Annotated in this window: 15 protein-coding genes; 3 read left to right on the top strand and 12 right to left on the bottom strand. The window is 47.1% G+C overall.

Going from position 1 to position 18,037, the window contains the following annotated elements; translation table 11 throughout:
- Positions 1–335 precede the first annotated feature (335 nt).
- The 9 genes from E4T80_RS03685 to E4T80_RS03645 form a co-directional block, all read right to left on the bottom strand.
- Positions 336–1,589, bottom strand: coding sequence for a heme biosynthesis protein HemY (locus tag E4T80_RS03685; protein ID WP_135055058.1), 1,254 nt, complete (start codon positions 1,587–1,589; stop codon positions 336–338).
- Positions 1,590–1,606: 17 nt separating this feature from the next.
- Positions 1,607–2,980 carry a uroporphyrinogen-III C-methyltransferase gene (locus tag E4T80_RS03680; protein ID WP_135055056.1) on the bottom strand — a complete coding sequence of 458 codons (1,374 nt, stop codon included), beginning with the start codon at positions 2,978–2,980 and terminating at the stop codon, positions 1,607–1,609.
- Positions 2,981–3,005: 25 nt separating this feature from the next.
- Positions 3,006–3,758: a uroporphyrinogen-III synthase gene (locus E4T80_RS03675; protein ID WP_135055054.1), complete on the bottom strand. Its 753-nt coding sequence runs from the start codon at positions 3,756–3,758 to the stop codon at positions 3,006–3,008.
- Positions 3,759–3,761: 3 nt separating this feature from the next.
- Entirely contained in the window at positions 3,762–4,688 is a 927-nt protein-coding gene (gene hemC / locus E4T80_RS03670; protein ID WP_135055052.1) for a hydroxymethylbilane synthase, read from the bottom strand.
- 141 nt (positions 4,689–4,829) lie between these two features.
- A complete protein-coding gene (gene rlmD, locus E4T80_RS03665) occupies positions 4,830–6,149 on the bottom strand; it encodes a 23S rRNA (uracil(1939)-C(5))-methyltransferase RlmD (protein ID WP_135055050.1) in 1,320 nt (439 codons plus the stop codon).
- Between the two features lie 74 nt (positions 6,150–6,223).
- Positions 6,224–7,648 (bottom strand): sodium/pantothenate symporter, encoded by a 1,425-nt coding sequence (gene panF / locus E4T80_RS03660; RefSeq protein ID WP_135055048.1) that lies wholly within the window; start codon positions 7,646–7,648, stop codon positions 6,224–6,226.
- Positions 7,648–7,878: a YhdT family protein gene (locus tag E4T80_RS03655; RefSeq protein ID WP_135055046.1), complete on the bottom strand. Its 231-nt coding sequence runs from the start codon at positions 7,876–7,878 to the stop codon at positions 7,648–7,650. The genes panF and E4T80_RS03655 overlap by 1 nt, the downstream gene beginning before the upstream one ends.
- 67 nt (positions 7,879–7,945) lie before the next feature.
- Positions 7,946–8,263 (bottom strand): met regulon transcriptional regulator MetJ, encoded by a 318-nt coding sequence (gene metJ / locus E4T80_RS03650; protein WP_135055044.1) that lies wholly within the window; start codon positions 8,261–8,263, stop codon positions 7,946–7,948.
- Positions 8,264–8,371: 108 nt separating this feature from the next.
- Positions 8,372–9,301 (bottom strand): arginase family protein, encoded by a 930-nt coding sequence (locus E4T80_RS03645; RefSeq protein ID WP_167740688.1) that lies wholly within the window; start codon positions 9,299–9,301, stop codon positions 8,372–8,374.
- 450 nt (positions 9,302–9,751) lie between these two features.
- Between E4T80_RS03645 and rnr the strand changes: the two genes are divergently transcribed.
- Positions 9,752–12,088 carry a ribonuclease R gene (gene rnr / locus E4T80_RS03640; RefSeq protein ID WP_135055040.1) on the top strand — a complete coding sequence of 779 codons (2,337 nt, stop codon included), beginning with the start codon at positions 9,752–9,754 and terminating at the stop codon, positions 12,086–12,088.
- A gap of 273 nt (positions 12,089–12,361) precedes the next feature.
- Here the strand turns inward: rnr and ilvM are convergent, their stop codons facing one another.
- Both ilvM and ilvG read right to left on the bottom strand, forming a co-directional pair.
- Positions 12,362–12,580 carry an acetolactate synthase 2 small subunit gene (ilvM, locus tag E4T80_RS03635; protein ID WP_135055038.1) on the bottom strand — a complete coding sequence of 73 codons (219 nt, stop codon included), beginning with the start codon at positions 12,578–12,580 and terminating at the stop codon, positions 12,362–12,364.
- Position 12,581: 1 nt separating this feature from the next.
- Positions 12,582–14,231 carry an acetolactate synthase 2 catalytic subunit gene (gene ilvG / locus E4T80_RS03630; protein WP_135055036.1) on the bottom strand — a complete coding sequence of 550 codons (1,650 nt, stop codon included), beginning with the start codon at positions 14,229–14,231 and terminating at the stop codon, positions 12,582–12,584.
- Positions 14,232–14,428: 197 nt separating this feature from the next.
- On the opposite strand from ilvG, the gene E4T80_RS03625 reads away from it, so the two are divergent.
- Positions 14,429–14,968: a GNAT family N-acetyltransferase gene (locus tag E4T80_RS03625; protein ID WP_135055034.1), complete on the top strand. Its 540-nt coding sequence runs from the start codon at positions 14,429–14,431 to the stop codon at positions 14,966–14,968.
- Here the strand turns inward: E4T80_RS03625 and E4T80_RS03620 are convergent.
- Complete coding sequence (locus E4T80_RS03620; RefSeq protein WP_047976451.1) at positions 14,960–15,844, bottom strand: NAD(+) kinase; 885 nt, start codon at positions 15,842–15,844, stop codon at positions 14,960–14,962. The two genes, E4T80_RS03625 and E4T80_RS03620, sit on opposite strands and share 9 nt — an antisense overlap.
- A 154-nt stretch (positions 15,845–15,998) precedes the next feature.
- Between E4T80_RS03620 and E4T80_RS03615 the strand changes: the two genes are divergently transcribed.
- Positions 15,999–17,942 (top strand): ABC transporter ATP-binding protein, encoded by a 1,944-nt coding sequence (locus E4T80_RS03615; RefSeq protein WP_135055030.1) that lies wholly within the window; start codon positions 15,999–16,001, stop codon positions 17,940–17,942.
- Positions 17,943–18,037: the final 95 nt, after the last annotated feature.

The following is an 18,037-nucleotide window of genomic DNA, read 5'->3' as shown; positions in this document are numbered from 1 at the left end:
ATAATTGATAATTTTTTATAATAATGCTGATTTTACTGTGTATTGAATCATTTCTATACATCCAATATCTGCTGTGATAGCTGTGCTTAGCGGTTATGCACTGTTCGACCAAATGCAAATGAACTGGGTTCAAACATCAACACATCATCCCGAGAAAATACACAGTTCACACAATATCCTCTTTGTTTTTATCTAAGCTTTTCTTCTTTTTATAAATCAATTTTAAAAACTCAATAAAAAGCTGACTTTGAAAAACTCAAAATCAGCCTTTATAGGTTAATTAGCTTCTAGAAAAATAAATTCTAATTACTTTAAGGTAATCAATACAATACCTATTATTTTTGCTCAATAGTTTCCGGTAAGGATAAAATTTCTTCCACCGGTTTTGCCTCGACTTGTACCTCTTTGAGATCTTCTTCTTTCAGGCGTTGAGCAAGCAGATTATCGTGGGTTTGTTCCGCCACATACAGTGCCATAATGCGATCTTTCTGGACGCACTCTTGGTGATCGAGTAGCTGTACAAAATAGCTTTTCGCTTTTTCAAATGCATTTTGGCGGGCATAAAGATAGCCCAACGCTCTGGCGTAATCATCGCTGTAATGCTCTTTCGCTTTTTGTCCCCGCTTTTCTAAGACTTTCAGTAACTTACTACCGTCATCGACCTGTAAAGCGGTAAGTTGTTCGAAAAACGGTGCAAGTTGTTCATCATCAAATTTCTTGACGGTTTCCAACGCAATTTGCTCTGCCGATTCGTGATCGTCCGTTGCGATTAAATGTTTAACCAATGTGGCACGCAGAGGAACGGAACGGCGACGGCGACTCGGTTGGTTATCCCACCATTTCAGTAAACCTTCTTGCCCTTCTTCATTCATAATTTCATCAAGCAAGCCTTCATTTACTTGATTTTCTAATGCCTCATACTCGGTCGCAGACAAGAAATTACGCTGACCGATATGCTCTAACACATTATCAAGTGCTTTATATGCTTTCGATTTTTGGTAAATATCAATCGCAAGACGCAAGCCGTCAGTATTATTCGGTGCAAGTTCAAGCAAGCTGTCCACTGCACTGCGGGCCGCCGGTAATTTGCCTTGTAGCAACAAAATACGGGTGCGGGCAAGTTCAACCGCCACATTATTCGGACCGGCAATTTTGGTCGCCTCAATAAGATATTTATTGGCGGTTAAATCATCACCTTTTTGTTGTGCCGCCTCTGCCGCCTTAATAAAGTTTAAAATCGGCTCATCGGAGTGCTTCGCATTTTTTCCGATCAATTTCTCGGCTTTAGCATAATCGCCTTCGGTCATTTTCATCAAGCCTTCGAGGGTTTGTTGCTGCGCTTTGCGGCGTTTCCGATTACCGAACCAGTGGTAAGAACCCCGGCTTAATCTCACAAAGCGGGAAATCACCCATTCCAAGAGATAAATGACCGCCATTGCAGCGGCAAAAAAGACCACTAGCATCACCAGGCTCATCTCGATCACGGTGCTGCCGGCTTCAATTCTGACATAGCCCTGATGACCGGCAAGATAAGGCGCACCAAGCATTGCCGCCAGCACCAAAAGCATTAAAAAGAGTACACGAAACATAATCCTATTCTCCCTTGTTATTGCTGCTCGGTTTGAGCGGGTTGTTCAGCCGGTTTTTCCGCAGCAGGCTCGGCGGCTTTTTCCGTTTGCCCCGCTGCCGTTGGCTCAACCGCTAACTCCGCCAGTGATTTATTTTCATCTAACTGGATTTTCTCAACCGCTTTCGGCGTTTTATTCAACAGTTGATCGAGCAAAGTCAAACTTTGCAAACGGGTCGGCGCATCTACATAAATCGATTGTTCGATCAAATCGTCAATCTCTTTTAAGAATGTTTTGACATTGCTATTTTTCACCTCAAAATAGCTTCTCACCCAAGTGCTAACGGCTTCAAGGGACTGTTTATACAGTTCGTTTTGCTGACGTGGCACGGTTAAAATGGCAATTTGCAAGCGCAGGCGGATATTTTCCCGCAAATAGATTTCCTGATTTGGTGCAACAAAGACCTTATCATTTACTGCACCTTTATCACTAACACGAATAAAATGGCTCAAAAACGAATTGGCGCTTTTCTCTAGGTTTTGCTGCCAATCCTCTAGTGAACCGCTGACCTCGCCGCTTTCCGCTTTGCTATCTTCAACATCAACCAACGGCATATCGTCCACTAAGTTTGCCAGTTGGGACAAACGTTGCATTAAATTGTTTTGATCAACATTATTGACACTGGCTAATTGAGTGAGATCGTTTTTAATTGCCTCACGCACCGCCAATACCCCGTTTTGATTGACTTGGCTCAACACATTATCCGCTTCAATCAACAGGCTTTTCGCCGTATCAATATCGTTATCCAGCACCATTTTACGCAAAGCGTTATTCAACAGAAAATCCGCATCGGATAGTAACCATACCGAAGGTTCAACGGTCGGATTTGAGCCTAATTTTTGAATTTGGGCTTGCAACTGCTGAATTTGCTGCGTGTAAGCCGTTTGGGCTTTTTCAAGTTGTTCGACCCGAACTAACGATTGCTGATAATCACCAACTAATTTCGCAATTTGGGCTTTTTCCGCTTCAAAACTCGGCAGTTCTACCGCCGTTTGCAGCGGCTGATTTTGCATCGCTTTCTGTTCCACGGCTTGCAACTGCGCCTCAACTTCGGCAAATTTTTTATTGGCAAAGAAATGCCCTGCCCCACCAATACCTAGCGCAATCAATAACGCTAAGACAGCAATGCCTTTGCCGCCGGATTTTTTCTCTTTCGCAGGCATTGGCTTTGACGGCTCATTCGTGTTTTCCGCCTTATCTGACGTTGAAGCGGTCGGTTCTTCTACTTTTTTTGCAAAATCCTCTGCCGATTCAACCGCTTGTTCTGTTTGTGCGTCTTGGTTATCAGATACAAGCGCCACGTCTTGTTCGCTTTGTTCGCTGATATTTGGTTGTTTTCTCTGTTTTGACATAGTTCCCACCTGTTTTCAGTTAAATTTATCGATTTGCGTTTAGCATTTCAAATAAACTATGATTATCCGCTTGATTGGAAATCAAGATGTTTTCCGCTTGCCAACCGAGCTGACGGGCAATCGCTGCTCCCCGTTTGCCGACCACGACTAATCGGCACGCTTTCAGCCACGCCTGATCGGCATCAGCGGTTTGCTCGGCTAAAAACGTTAAAATATCGCCGCTGGTTGCGATAATCGTATCAATGCCCGCCCGTTTCGCCAAACTGAGCCGTTCGGCTAAGTCGGTATCTAATTTCACCCGTTGATAACATTCAATAATGTGAACATTTGCTCCACGTTGTTGGGCTTGTTCGGCAAAAAACGCCCGTCCGCTGTCTGCCCGTAAAATTAACACGGTTTTGCCGGTTAAATCCTGCATTATGGGTAATGCCAACAAACCTTCACTATTTGCCGATTTTAACGGATAACGCACCGCTTGTTCGCTACGGGCGGCAAAATGCTGTGCCGTTCCCTGCCCTACTGCAAAATAGCGCAGATCCGAACGCCATTTAAAGCCGGTATGTTTTAAGGTATCATCAGCAAAATCCACCGCATTTTTTGAAACCGCAAACACATAATCACCGCTATTCAAGCGGGATAATGCCGAAGGCAGTTGTGATAGCTCACGCCCCGCTTCAAGCCGAAAAAGCGGTTGATGAATGGCAAAAATATGCTGTTTTGCCAACATTTCCACTAATTGTTCGCCTCGGCTGTCCGGACGTGTAACTAATACGTTCATTGTTTAATCCTGATAGACTTCTGCTAAAATGCGATCCGCCCCTTGCGCAAGCAGTTGTTCGGCAACGGCTTCACCTAATTGTACTGCCTGATCGATACGCCCTTGCCCGCCGGCTCTAATAATAGTTGAACCGTCTAATGCCCCGACCAACGCATCAAGCTGAATGTCCTCACCGTTTAATCGGGCAAAACCGCCGATCGGCACTTGGCAGCCGCCTTGTAAACGGGTATTCATTGCCCGTTCCGCCATCACACACGCCGCCGTTGCGGGGTGGTGTAAGACGCTTATATAATTGAGAATACGCGTATCGTTGAGGCGGGTTTCAATTCCCACTGCGCCCTGCCCTGCGGCGGGTAAAGATTGTTCGATCGGCATAAAACTGCGGATACGCTCGGCTAAACCTAATCGGATCAGACCGGCTGCGGCAAGGATAATCGCATCATATTCGCCATTGTCCAATTTACCTAAGCGCGTGCCGACATTGCCCCGCAACGATTTGATCTGCAAATGCGGATACGCCGCCATTAACTGACACTGTCTGCGTAAGCTGGATGTTCCCACCACTGCGCCTGCCGGCAACGCCGCCAAGCTCGCATATTGGTTGGAGACAAACGCATCTCGCGGATCTTCCCGCTCGCAAATCACCGCCAAGCCTAAACCTTCGGGGAAAAACATCGGCACGTCTTTCATTGAGTGAACGGCAATATCGGCTCTGCCTTCCAGCAAAGCTAACTCCAATTCTTTGACAAATAAGCCTTTTCCGCCAATTTTGGCAAGTGGCGTATCTAAAATAATATCGCCTTTGGTAACCATCGTTACCAACTCAACGGCTAAGTTTGGAAAATGCTGTTCTAACGCCTGTTTCACAAAATTCGCCTGCCATAATGCCAACGGGCTTTGGCGGGTCGCAATTCTCAATGTCTCTGTCATTATGCCGATTTCTCAAAAATAAAATGCCGTTATCCTACCACTTTTTCCGCAAACTACCAAAAACCTTCTTGTAAAGCGGCGGCATTTTCTGGTTTATCATCGGCAAGCGGTCTGTTTGCGTGCTTTTCTTGCCAATGTGCGCTACTTTTTCACAAAAAGTGAGATAGATTCCAAATGGGCGGTATGGGGAAACATATCGATCATCGCACATTTCGCCAAGCGGTAGCCGTGCTGGATCAGCTTCTCTGAATCTCGAACTAGCGTTGCCGGATTGCAAGAGACGTAAACAATGCGTTCCGGTGCGAGACGGCACAAATGTGCCAACGCAAAATAGGCACCCTGCCGAGCCGGATCAAGCAGTACTTTATTAAAAGGTTGCGCCGCCCACGGCTGATCGATAAAAGGCTGATCAAGATCCGTTTGGTAAAATGCCGCATTGCCGATGCCGTTACGTTGCGCATTTTCACGGGCTTGCTCCACCATTGCCTCAACCCCTTCCACCCCAACGATGTGTGCCGCCGATCTCGCCAACGGCAACGTAAAATTCCCCATTCCGCAGAACAGATCCAACACACGATCCTGCGGGGTTAATGCTAACCATTCTTGCGCTTTTGCCACCATTTTTTCATTAAGATCGGCATTGATTTGGATAAAATCCCGAATTGAAAAACCCAATTTCAAGCTGTTAATGGTGTAAAAAGGCGGCTCGCCGTACCACTGCTCAAGCTGATCTTTATCCGTCATCACAAACAGCATTAGACGATAACGCTCGGCAAACGCCAGCAAATGTGTTCGATCTGCCTCCTTCAATGCACCAATATGACGGAGCAATATCGCGACACCGTTATCCGCCCGTACCAGCTCAATATGCCCGACCGCCTTTTTCTGCTGCCAAGCGGCAAACAGTTGCTGTAATGGCGGCAATAGTGCCGCTAATGCCGGTTCTAACACATCGCAATCTTGCAGCGGAATAATTGCGTGTGAGCCGGCTTGGCGGAAGCCGATCACGAATTGACCTTTTTCCCACATTACGCTGAATTTCGCTCGTCTGCGGTAACGGGCGGCATTGCCCGCCAGCATCGGCTCACACACAATCGGCTCGGCTTGTAATGTTTGCAAACGGCGAAAAAGCGTGCTTTGTTTGGTATCCCGTTGTAGCTCAATCGGAATATGGCGCATTTGGCAACCGCCGCATTGGTGATACACGGCACAATGCGGATCTTGGCGTTTTGCAGATTTTTGAATAAATCTGACCGCTTGCGCCCGTCCGTATTGGCGTTTTTCCTCCAGAATATCGGCATCCACCACTTCATCGGGCAGTGCATTTTCAATAAACCACGTTTTGCCGTTTAATTTCGCTACGCCCAATCCCTGATAATCTAAGGCTTGCACAGCAAAACGTTGCAAAGCGGTCGGTTGAGCCACTTTTTTTGCACGTTTATCAGAATAAAAAAGAGCCATTTTCCCTTAATAATCCATCTGTTGAAAAGTGAAAGGACACGCCGAGCGTGCCCTTAATCCTTCATTTTTGGCGGTTACGCTTTTTTACCGAACAGGTTACCGATCAAAAATGCCACTAAGCCGATCACTAATGCCGGCACAATTGTGTGGAAATTGAAGATCTTAATCCCGAAGCTCGTCAGCAACACATAACTTGCCAAGCCGCCAATCATTGAGCAAAGCGCCCCTGTCGCATTTGCTTTTTTCCAGAACAGCCCGAACACAATCACCCAAAGGAAAGTCGCTTCCAAACCGCCCAATGACAATAAATTCAACCAAATCAGCATATCCGGCGGGTTGATCGCCGCAAATACGAGCAGGACACTGATTGAGAGCGTCGTGAGAGTTGAAAATAGCTTGATTTTACCTTCATTATCCATTGCTTTCGGGCGGATAGCTAAATAGAGATCTTTAATCAGTGTCGAAGACGATTGAATCAGCAGCGAGTCAATCGAGGACATTATCGCCGCCATTGGTGCGGCTAAGAAAATCCCTGCAATAACCGGCGGCAGCACTTGCAACATCAAGGTCGGAATCACTTGATCCGCCACTTTGAGATCCGGCAACACGGCACGCCCTAAAGCACCGGCTAAGTGCATACCGAACATCAGCAAAATGACCACAATCGTACCGATAATTAATCCGCGGTGCAGAGCTTTGCTGTCTTTGTACGCCATACTTCTCACCGCAAGAGGCGGCAAACCGATTAGCCCGAAGCAGACCAATACCCAAAACGAGGTCATAAAAGTGAAATCCAGCGGACGTTCGTCAATCCCGTATGGTTCAATCAGTTGAGAGTTAATCTCTTGTAGCTGGGCAATCGCATTTTCCACGCCGCCGGTCGCATAAATCACCCCGCCTAATAGCAACAATGTGCCGACAATCATCACCAAGCCTTGAATGGTGTCGGTTAAAACCACCGCTCTAAAGCCGCCGATAAAGGTATAAAGCCCCACGGTAACTGCAAAAATCAAAATAGCGGTTTGGTAGGAAATGCCGAGCGTGGTTTCCAACAGCCTACCCGCCCCGATAAATTGCACCGTCATCATCGCAAAAAACGAAAGTAGCAATGCCAAACTGGAGAGCCACACCACTGCACGATTTTGGTAGCGGGCAAACAGAATATCGTTAATCGTTACGCTATTGGTCTGGCGGGCAAGTATCGCTAACTTTTTGCCGACAACCCCTAAAGTAAGCAACACTGCCGGCGCTTGAATCATCGCCAGCAACACCCAGCCCAAGCCGTATTTATAGGCTGCCCCCGGCCCACCGATAAAACTACTCGCCCCGACATACGTCGCTGCGGTGGTCATCGCCAACACAAAGCCGGACATTGAGCGCCCGCCGACATAATATTCGGAAATAAAACTGCCGCCCTGCCGTTTGCGATAGGCATAAAATGCCACGCCGAACACAAAAACTAAGTAAGCAATCAGAGGGAATATTAATTGTGTATTCATTATTCCTCTCCCTCTAACTCAATCTCTTGGAAAATTGTTTTAATCACCAAGCTAACCAACAAAATGAACACCAACGGCAAATAGACGCAAGCCAGCTCAAACCAAAGCGGAAAGCCGAGCCAGCCTTGCCCGTTCGGTGAAAAATAGGCGCAGCCGACCCAGCCGACTACATAAAACAGCGTCAGCCAGAGCGTCCAGATCACCTCTCGGTGAATTTGTGAGTGTTTCATTGTTTCCTCCCATAAATTTTAGGTTTTAAAAAATCCCCATACAAACGGGGACAGAAATTATAATAAATTAATATTGCCAATTATCAGGGTCGATGCCCATTGAACGCATTTGTTGTTTGGCGTCTTCCGGAATTTCATCATTGCGTTCTTTCATTAAATCATCGTCAGTCGGCAACGGCTGACCGGTAAACGCGTGCAAAAAGGCTTCGCATAACAGCTCGCTATTTGTGGCGTGGCGAAGATTTTTAATTTGGCGGCGTGTGCGTTCATTGGTTAAAATTTCCAACACTTTAATCGGAATGGATACCGTAATTTTCTTCACTTGCTCGCTTTTCTTGCCGTGCTCTGCGTAAGGGCTAATATATTCACCGTTCCAATCTGCCATTTTATCTTCCTAATGCTAATAAAAAACGGGCGTTATTTTAATCAAAACGCCACGTTTTCGCAATCTAGACGGCTAGATTTCTAATTCATAAAATGCTTATTGCACACTTTACTGCCCAACCGACCGCTTGCAACACTGGACGGCAAATTTAAACAGGCGGTAAACCCGTTCATAATCTTGCGAGTTCACCGAAAGAGCCGGGTTCAGCTCGGTGATTTCAAACATTGCCAGTTTAGGTGAACCAAGCACCGCTTGCAAAATCTGTGCCACTTCCTGCTCACGAAAGCCGTTCGGTTCGGGTGTGCCGGTACACGGAATTAACTCGGCGTCCAACGCATCGACATCAAAGGTAACATAAAGCAAATCCACCGCTTCAAATTGCTGTGCAACCATATTCAACACGTTATCCAGCCCGATTTGGCGAATCTCTTCTACCGAAAAGTGAGGAATAGAATGCTCGGAAAGCAGGGCTTTTTCCGCCGCTTCGTAACTGCGTAGCCCTAAAAAGCAGAGATCCGAAAGTTGAATCCCACAGCTTTCGGGCGCGAGTTTTTTCAGTTGTTGCCACAAGCCCTGTACCATTTCGCTCGGCTGACGGCTTTGGGCGGCTAAATTATCTTGGCGGGTAACGGCGGCTAACGACATTCCGTGTAAATTACCTGACGGCGTGGTAAAAGGCGTGTGCAAATCGCAATGGGCGTCAATCCAAACAACGCCGATCCGCTTGTCAGGGTTGGCTCGGCACAGGGCGGACAAAGTGGCAATCGTATTGGAATGATCGCCGCTGATTACAATCGGCAATGCCGCTTGAGCGATTATTTCGCTTAACGGCGGCACAACCTGCCGGCGGAAGAACTGGCAGAGCGTATCGATATATTTCGCCTCCGCAAATTTGTAATCGCTCACCGTCTGCAAACTGAAACAGTGCGAGGGCGTTTCGCCGTATTCCTGCTGATAACGTGTCCAAAGCCAATCTACGCCCGCTGTTGTGCCGATTTTCCCCGCCCCAATCTCGGAACGGATTTGAATAAATTTCATCGCAAAGCCCTCTCTTAACGAAAACGCACGCATTGTGGCAATAAATATCGCAAAAACCAACTTAATTGTTTTATTTTTGTTTAATTTGTTATTTTATTGTGAACAACATCACAAATTCAGCCAACTATTTCACCAATTTGGGTAAAAATGCCGAGATTATTTCGCAAGACAACGTAAAGTCGGCACAAGCAGGTCGTTTCACGAGAAAATTTGCAAACGCTATTTTCACTGCAAAGATCGGATAGTGCTGTTGTTTTGCAAACAAAGGCTCTCAATCGACCGCTTGTAGCTTGTCGGGAAAACTTTTCGTACAAGTGCGGTTTGGTGTGTTAGAATACGAGGTGTCATCAAATTGACATATTTAGCCTCTATCCTAGCGTCAATGTGCTAGCGTCGATTTTCCATTTCGCATTCCAACAAATACTATTCAATACATTTTAGAGAGAGATAATGAAACAAGATCCAAACTATCAACAAGAATTAGAAAAATACGATAACCCTGTCCCTAGTCGGGAATTTATTTTACAAACCATTCGGGAATATGATGCGCCAATGAGTAAAGAGGAACTGCTTGCCGCTTTTCAAATTCACGATGAAGCACGCCAAGAAGCCATTCGCCGCCGTTTACGAGCAATGGAAACAGCCGGGCAATTAGTGTTTACCAAACGCCGCCGTTACGCCTTGCCGGAAAAAATGGATTTACTCAAAGGTTCAGTTATCGGGCATCGGGACGGCTACGGTTTTTTACAAGTGGAAGGCGATGACGATTGGTTTATCCCAAACGGGCAAATGGTACGGGTAATGCACGGCGATTTTGTGCTGGCTCAACCCAACGGGGTCGATCGGCGTGGGCGTAAGGAAGTGCGAATCGTGCGAGTGCTGGAATCCCGTAAAAAACAAATTGTCGGGCGCTTTTTTACCGAATCGGGAATCAATTATGTTGTGCCGGACGACAGTCGGATTAACCAAGATATTTTAATTCCGGAGGAGCACCGCCTCGGTGCGAGAATGGGGCAAGTCGTGGTGGTGGAATTGCAGCCACGCCAAGCGGATTTTAAACGCCCTGTCGGGTTTATCACCGAAATTTTAGGCGATAATCTTGCCCCCGGAATGGAAATTGAGATTGCATTACGCAACCACGACATTCCGCATAGTTGGCCGGAAGGTGTGGAAAAGCAAGTGCGTCAATTTTCGGAAGAGGTACCGGAGGAGGCAAAACAGGGAAGAGTCGATCTCCGCCACTTACCGTTAATTACGATTGACGGCGAAAGCGCACGGGATTTTGACGATGCCGTTTTCTGTCAAAAAGAGGATAAAGGCTGGCGATTATGGGTGGCAATTGCCGATGTGAGCTATTACGTCCGCCCTAAAACGGCGCTCGATCTTGAGGCGCAACAGCGGGGTAACTCGGTTTATTTCCCAAATCGGGTAATTCCGATGCTGCCGGAAATTTTGTCAAACGGGCTATGCTCCCTCAACCCGCAAGTCGATCGGCTCTGCTTAGTTGCCGAAATGCAAATCTCGCCTAAAGGTACGCTCGCCGATTTCCGTTTTTACGAAGCGGTGATGAACTCCCACGCTCGTTTAACTTATACGAAGGTCGCCAATATTCTAAACGGCGATGAAACCCTGCGTGAGCGCTATTTTTATCTCATACCGCATTTGGATACCTTGCATCAAATGTATCAAACCTTGGTCGAAACCCGCCAAAAGCGGGGAGCGATTGAGTTTGAAACGGTTGAAAGCCAGTTTATTTTTAATCCGCAAGGCAGAATTGAGCGTATTGAACCGCTGATCCGCAACGATGCCCATAAAATCATCGAAGAATGTATGATTTTAGCCAATATTGCGGCGGCACGTTTTGTCGAAGAAGCGGACGAGCCGGCATTATTCCGTATTCACGCCCAACCTAGCGAAGAAAAACTCACCGGCTTTAAACTGTTTCTCAAAGAGTGCGGACTGACATTAGACGGCGGGCTAACGCCCACGCCGAAAGAGTATGCCAAGTTGTTAGACGCAATACGGGAACGCCCTGATCGAGAATTGATCCAAACAATGCTGTTACGATCTCTAAAACAGGCGGTCTATTCACCGGAAAACGAGGGGCATTTCGGCTTAGCGCTGACCCAATACGCCCATTTTACCTCGCCAATTCGCCGCTACCCCGATTTGCTGCTGCACCGTTCGATCAAATATTTGATTGAAAAGCAAAAAGGCAATACTCGCTACTACACGGACGGTGGCGGTTACCACTATAAATTTGAGGATATGCAACAATTTGGCGAAAAATGCTCTGCAACGGAACGGCGTGCGGACGAGGCAACCCGTGAAGTCGCCGATTGGCTCAAATGCGAATATATGCAGGATCATATCGGGCAAGCCTTTGACGGGGTCATTTCAAGCGTTACCGGCTTCGGTTTATTTGTAAAACTCAATGAATTGTTAATTGACGGGCTAGTCCACATCTCCACCTTGGATAACGGCTATTATCATTTTGATAATGAACGGCAACGGCTGGTCGGCGCTAACGGAATGATGTATCGCTTGGGCGATCCGGTAAAAGTTAACGTAATCGGAGTGAATTTAGACGATAAAAAAATCGACTTTGCCCTAATTACCAGCCTGCGTAAGCCAAAAAGCGAAGGCAAAACCGCTAAGCAGAAAGCCAAAAAAGCCGTTGCTGTTTTTAAGGAAGTCGCCACCATTAAGCCGAAAAAAGCTAAAACAGCACACAAAGTGGGGACGAAGAAAGCGAAAAAATCCGGCACAAAAACCAAGAAAAAATAACAGTTTCCCAAGAAAAAGGACGCTCGACCGAGCGTCCTTTACTTTGAGACAATTACGGAATTTTGTACATTTTCGGTACTATGTAGCAAATGCACAAAAATAGACATTTTAACAGAATGTAGGGACACACTGCGTGTGTCCTTTATAAAAATCAAATTATTTCAATAGGTTAAAATCCGGACATACGCAGTGTTCCTACAAGTGAACAAAAAACAAATTTGTGCAACTGCTACATAATATTGCACATTTTATTCAACAACTCACCGCTTGCCGTTACTGAATGTCCATTACATCGGGCAGTTTGATGAGCTGATGCACCAATAATGCCCTTTCCCGTTCGCTCTGCACGGTTACCTGAACCGTTACACGATTTTCATCAACTTCCGCCGTTAAATGGCACACTTCAAATCCACGGTGGCGGATCACTCTCAGCAAACGCTCCAGCACTTCAGGGCGTTTGTTCGCTTTAATCTCTAATTGATAACGCTGCATTTTATTCCTCCAACATATCCGCATTACACGCATTCGGCGGCACGAGCGGCCACACATTTTCTTCCTGCGGAATGCAAATATGCAATAAGTAAGCTGACGGGCTGTTCAGCAGTCGATCTAACGCTGCACTGACTTCGCTGCCTTTTTCGATCCGTTCTGCCGGAATGCCGAATGCCGATGCCAACACAACGAAATCTGGATTATCATCTAAAATCGTCTGGCTGAAACGGGCATTGAAAAAGAGGTTTTGCCACTGGCGTACCATTCCCAGCCGTTGATTATCCAGCAACACAATTTTAATCGGTGTGTTTGCCCGCCCAAGTGTGCCAAGCTCTTGAATGTTCATCATAATCGAGCCATCGCCGGTTACCACAATCACTTCGGCGTCCGGACGCGCTTTTTTCGCGCCGATCGCAGCCGGCAAACCAAATCCCATTGTGCCGAAGCCTGCGGAAGTGATGAAATTAGTCGGCGCATAATGCTTAATATGCTGTGCCGACCACATTTGGTGCTGTCCGACATCGGTAACAATAATCGCATTATGCGGATCTTTTTTCTCAGAGAGGGTATTGAGCAGCCACCACGGGTTAATCGGCTCATCACCGCTATTTTGCTGATATTGAACATCAAATTGCTGCTTGAGTCGGGTAACGTGGGCTTGCCATTCACCGATATCCAACGGGATCGACAAGGCTTGGAAAGCCTGTACCAAATCCCCTTGCAAAGCAACGTCCGGACGGCGTAATTTGCCCAGTTCGGCAATATCAATATCGCAATGAATGACTTTAGCATTCGGCGCAAACTCGCTCAATTTACCGGTAACCCGATCATCAAAACGTGCGCCGAACACCAATAATAAATCTGCTTCTTGCGTTGCAAGGTTTGCCGCTTTTGTGCCGTGCATTCCGATCATACTCATATAGTACGGGGTATCGGCAGGAATTGCTCCCAGCCCTTTCAGGGTGGACACGCTCGGAATTTGGGTGATCGCTAAAAACTGACGCAATGCCGGCTCGGCATTCGCCATTCCCACCCCGCCACCGACATAGACAATCGGTTTTGCCGATTTTTGCAGTAATTCGACCGCTTGTTGCAACTTCTCGGCACTTAAAGCCGCCGGTTTATCAAGAGGCAACACAATCGGCGAGGCTTGGGTTTGTGCCAACTGAATATCACGGGGAATATCAATCAGTACAGGGCCGGGGCGACCGCTTTGGGCAATTTGGAACGCTTTGGCGATAATCTCCGGCAGTTCGTCAATCGTTTGCACAATAAAGCTGTGCTTGGTACAGGCTAAAGACAGCCCCAATACATCCGCTTCCTGAAAACCGTCCGTGCCAATCAAATGACTGGCGACCTGTCCGGTAATCGCCACTACCGGAATCGAATCCATCAGTGCATCGCCCAAGGCGGTAATTAGATTTGCCGCCCCCGGACCGGAAGTCGCAATGCACACTCCCACTGTTTTATTGGCTCTGGCATAGCCGATAGCCGCCATTCCCGCCCCTTGCTCGTGGCGGCATAAAAGATGCTCCAAGCCGGAATCATAAATGGCATCATAAGTCGGCATAATCGCCCCGCCCGGATAACCAAACACCGTGGTTACACCGTGGGCTTTAAGGCACTCAACCGTTAATTTTGCACCGTTCATAATGTTGTGTCCTATTCATTCTATTTATAATGAGCGTGAAAGTTATTGATAACATAAATTCACAGGCTTTTGAACTCTTTCCCTCGTATTTCTCACACTTTTGCCGAGATAAGCGATAAAACCCACGAAAATTGATTTTATTTTCAGCAGTTTGGTGATAAGGTGAAACCCTTTTTCAATCTATTCAGGGCAAAAAGATGAGCCAAACACCCCCCGACACACTTGTGGTAACTGCCGATACTCGCTTAGAAAAACTGCATAGTCGGCACGCAGCTTCACTTTTCCAACAGATTGATCGCCATCGTGATTATCTTTGTCAATTTGTGAACTGGACGCCGTTCAATACGCAATTAAGCGACACAGCGCTGTTCGTCAAAAAATGCGAGCAGGAAGCCGAACAGGGTATCGGTTATGTTTGGGCGATTTGTGTTGAAGGGCAGGCGGTCGGCACGCTCAGTTTTAATCCGGCAATTGATTGGCAAAACCGAACGGCACATATCGGCTATTGGCTTTCACCGACTTATCAAGGGCGGGGGATTGTCAGCCAAGGCGTGATAAGGCTGATTGAAGCAACCAAAACCCATTTCAGCCGCTATATACTCAAATGTGCAGTGCATAATCTCCGCAGCAATCAAGTGGCAACACGTTGCGGGTTTGAGTGGATTGGGCAACAGAAAAACGCCGAGCAAATCGGCGAGGTGCTTTATGCGCAGAATATTTATCAACGGCTAGAATAATTTGCTCAACCAACCTAATTTCGAGCCTAACACATTGAAATAGTTATAATCTTTGAGATGTAGCAACTTCAGCTTGTCGGGGCTTTTCTGCACAATAATGCGATCTTGGGTTTCAAACGGCAGCAGATGCTGACTATCGCAGCTCATTACCAAATTCGGCTGATTATATTGAGCGAAACGCAGCGAAATCACACTGTCGCCGTCCACTACGAGAGGGCGGGAAGAAAGGCTGTGCGGGTTCATTGGTACGAGAGCAATCGCATTCATATTCGGTGTTAAAATCGGCCCGCCCGCTGACAGTGAGTAGGCGGTTGAGCCGGTCGGCGTGGCGATAATTAACCCGTCCGAGCGTTGCGAAAACGCAAAACGCCCGTCAATATACACCTCAAAATCAATGGTGCGGGCAATTTGGCTAGAGTGCAGCACCACTTCGTTAAGGGCATTATTCGATTCAATCACCTTGCCATTACGTTCAATGCGGGCATCAAGCAAAAAGCGATCTTCAATCATAAACTCGCCGCGTTCTAAGCAACTATGCAGTTGCTCAAAAGCGGTTTGGGGGGCAATATCCGTCAAAAATCCCAAATTGCCCCGATTGATACCAATGAGCGGCACACGGTATTTTGCCAACTGGCGGGCAATGCCCAACATATTGCCGTCGCCGCCGATCACGATCACCAAATCCGCCCATTCCCCGATTTCATTGATACTGGTCGCATTCGGCAGCTCAAGCTGTTGGGCGATTTTCGCTTCCACTAACACATTATATTGCCTATCTTTCAACCAGTTATACACAGCCAAATGGGTTTGCAACGCAATGTCGTGGCGGGGCTTGCCGACAATGGCAATGGTTTGGAATTTACGATTTTCGGTCATCACAAGCTGCTCAAAGAAAAAGTCGGCTATATGGTAGTATGCAATCTTCGGTTTGTCTAAGAAAATTATTGTAAAGTTTTCCGCTTAACCGACCGCTTACAAGCGGCGGGAAACCTGCTAAAATTTGCAAATTATTCATTATTTCATAAATATTATGGCTCTGATTAACCTTTCTCACGCCTATCTTGGCTTTGGCAACCACCCACTACTCGATCACACCGAGCTACATATTGAATCGGGTGAACGTGTGTGCTTGGTCGGACGCAACGGTGCGGGCAAATCCACCTTAATGAAAGTGCTGGCAGGCGAAGTGCAACTGGACGACGGCAAATTGGTATTTGAAAAAGATATTGTCGTTACCCGTCTTGAGCAAGATCCGCCCCGCCATATCGAAGACAGCGTGTTTGATTACGTCGCCGAAGGCATCGCCCATTTAGCCGATCTGCTAAAGCAATATCACCATATTTCGCAGCAAATGCAGACCGATTACAGCGAAATACTGATGACCCGCCTCGCCGATATTCAAGCACAGCTCGAACACGCCAACGGCTGGCAATTTGAAAACCGCATTCAAGATACGCTCAAACGGCTAGAACTTGATCCCGAAAAACGTTTGTGCGAACTCTCTGGCGGTTGGGTACGCCGTGCCGCACTCGCTCGAGCGTTGGTTGCCGATCCCGATGTACTCTTGCTAGACGAGCCGACCAACCACTTGGATATTGACGCGATTGCGTGGCTGGAAGATTTATTGTTGGATTTCAAAGGGGCGATCATTTTTATTTCCCACGACCGTGCTTTTATTCGCAAAATGGCAACCCGTATTGTCGATCTCGATCGCGGGAAATTAGTCTCTTATCCAAGCCACTACGATGAATATCTCGTTGCCAAAGCGGAAGATTTACGGGTTGAAGCGTTACAAAACGAACTGTTTGATAAAAAGCTCGCCCAAGAAGAAGTGTGGATTCGACAAGGCATCAAAGCCCGCCGCACCCGTAACGAAGGGCGGGTTCGCGCCTTAAAAGCCCTGCGGGAAGAAAGACGCAACCGCCGAGAAGTGCAAGGTACGGCAAAAATTCAACTCGATCACACCGCCCGCTCCGGCAAAATTGTGTTTGAATTAGACAATGCAAGCTACGAAATCGGCGGCAAAACGCTGCTCAAAAATTTCACTACCACGATTTTGCGAGGCGATAAAATCGCTTTCATCGGCGCAAACGGCATCGGCAAAACCACCCTGATTAAACTTTTGCTCGGCGAAATCCAACCGACCGCCGGCACAGTACGCTGCGGCACAAAATTAGAAGTAGCTTACTTTGACCAATACCGTGCCGAGCTTGATCCCGAAAAAAGCGTAATGGACAACGTGGCAGACGGCAAGCAAGATGTCGAGATCAACGGCGTAAAACGCCACGTTCTCGGCTATTTACAGGACTTTTTATTCCCGCCGAAACGGGCAATGACGCCGGTTAAAGCCCTATCCGGCGGCGAACGTAACCGTTTATTGCTGGCAAAATTACTGCTCAAACCGAATAATTTATTGATTTTGGACGAACCGACCAACGATCTTGATGTGGAAACCTTGGAATTGCTTGAAGAGATGTTGAGCGATTATCAAGGCACTCTGCTTGTCGTCAGCCACGACCGACAATTTGTGGATAACACCGTTACCGAATGTTTTATGTTTGAAGGCAACGGCATAGTCAATAAATATGTCGGCGGCTATTTTGATGCTAAACAGCAGCAGGAAAATTACTTCGCCGCTCAAGCTCAAAACAAGCGGGCAGATAGCGAGAAAATCTTGCAAAAAACTGCGGAAAACCCACCGCTTGTTGCTGCCGCAAAAGCCAAAGAAACGCCTAAAAAGGTGAAACTATCCTATAAAGAACAGCGGGAATTAGAGGCGTTACCGACACAAATGGAACAGCTAGAAGCCGAGATTGAAAGCCTGCAACAAGAGGTTAATCGTGCCGATTTCTTCAGCCAAACGCCCGCTTACACCCAAGCGCAACTGCAAAAACTGGCGGAAGCGGAAATGGCACTGGAACAGGCATTTGAACGCTGGGAAATGCTTGAAAATATCAAAAACGGCAATCTCTAACCCAACCAATATGATTGCTCTACTGCCCATAATATCGTATAAAATGCCGATATTATGGGCAGTTGCATCGGGCTAAAGATTGCGCAGTAGCTGGG

The organism is Muribacter muris (assembly GCF_004569585.1).
In the GTDB taxonomy this organism is placed as follows: Bacteria; Pseudomonadota; Gammaproteobacteria; order Enterobacterales; family Pasteurellaceae; genus Muribacter; species Muribacter muris.
This window is presented reverse-complemented; position numbering and strand designations above follow the sequence as displayed.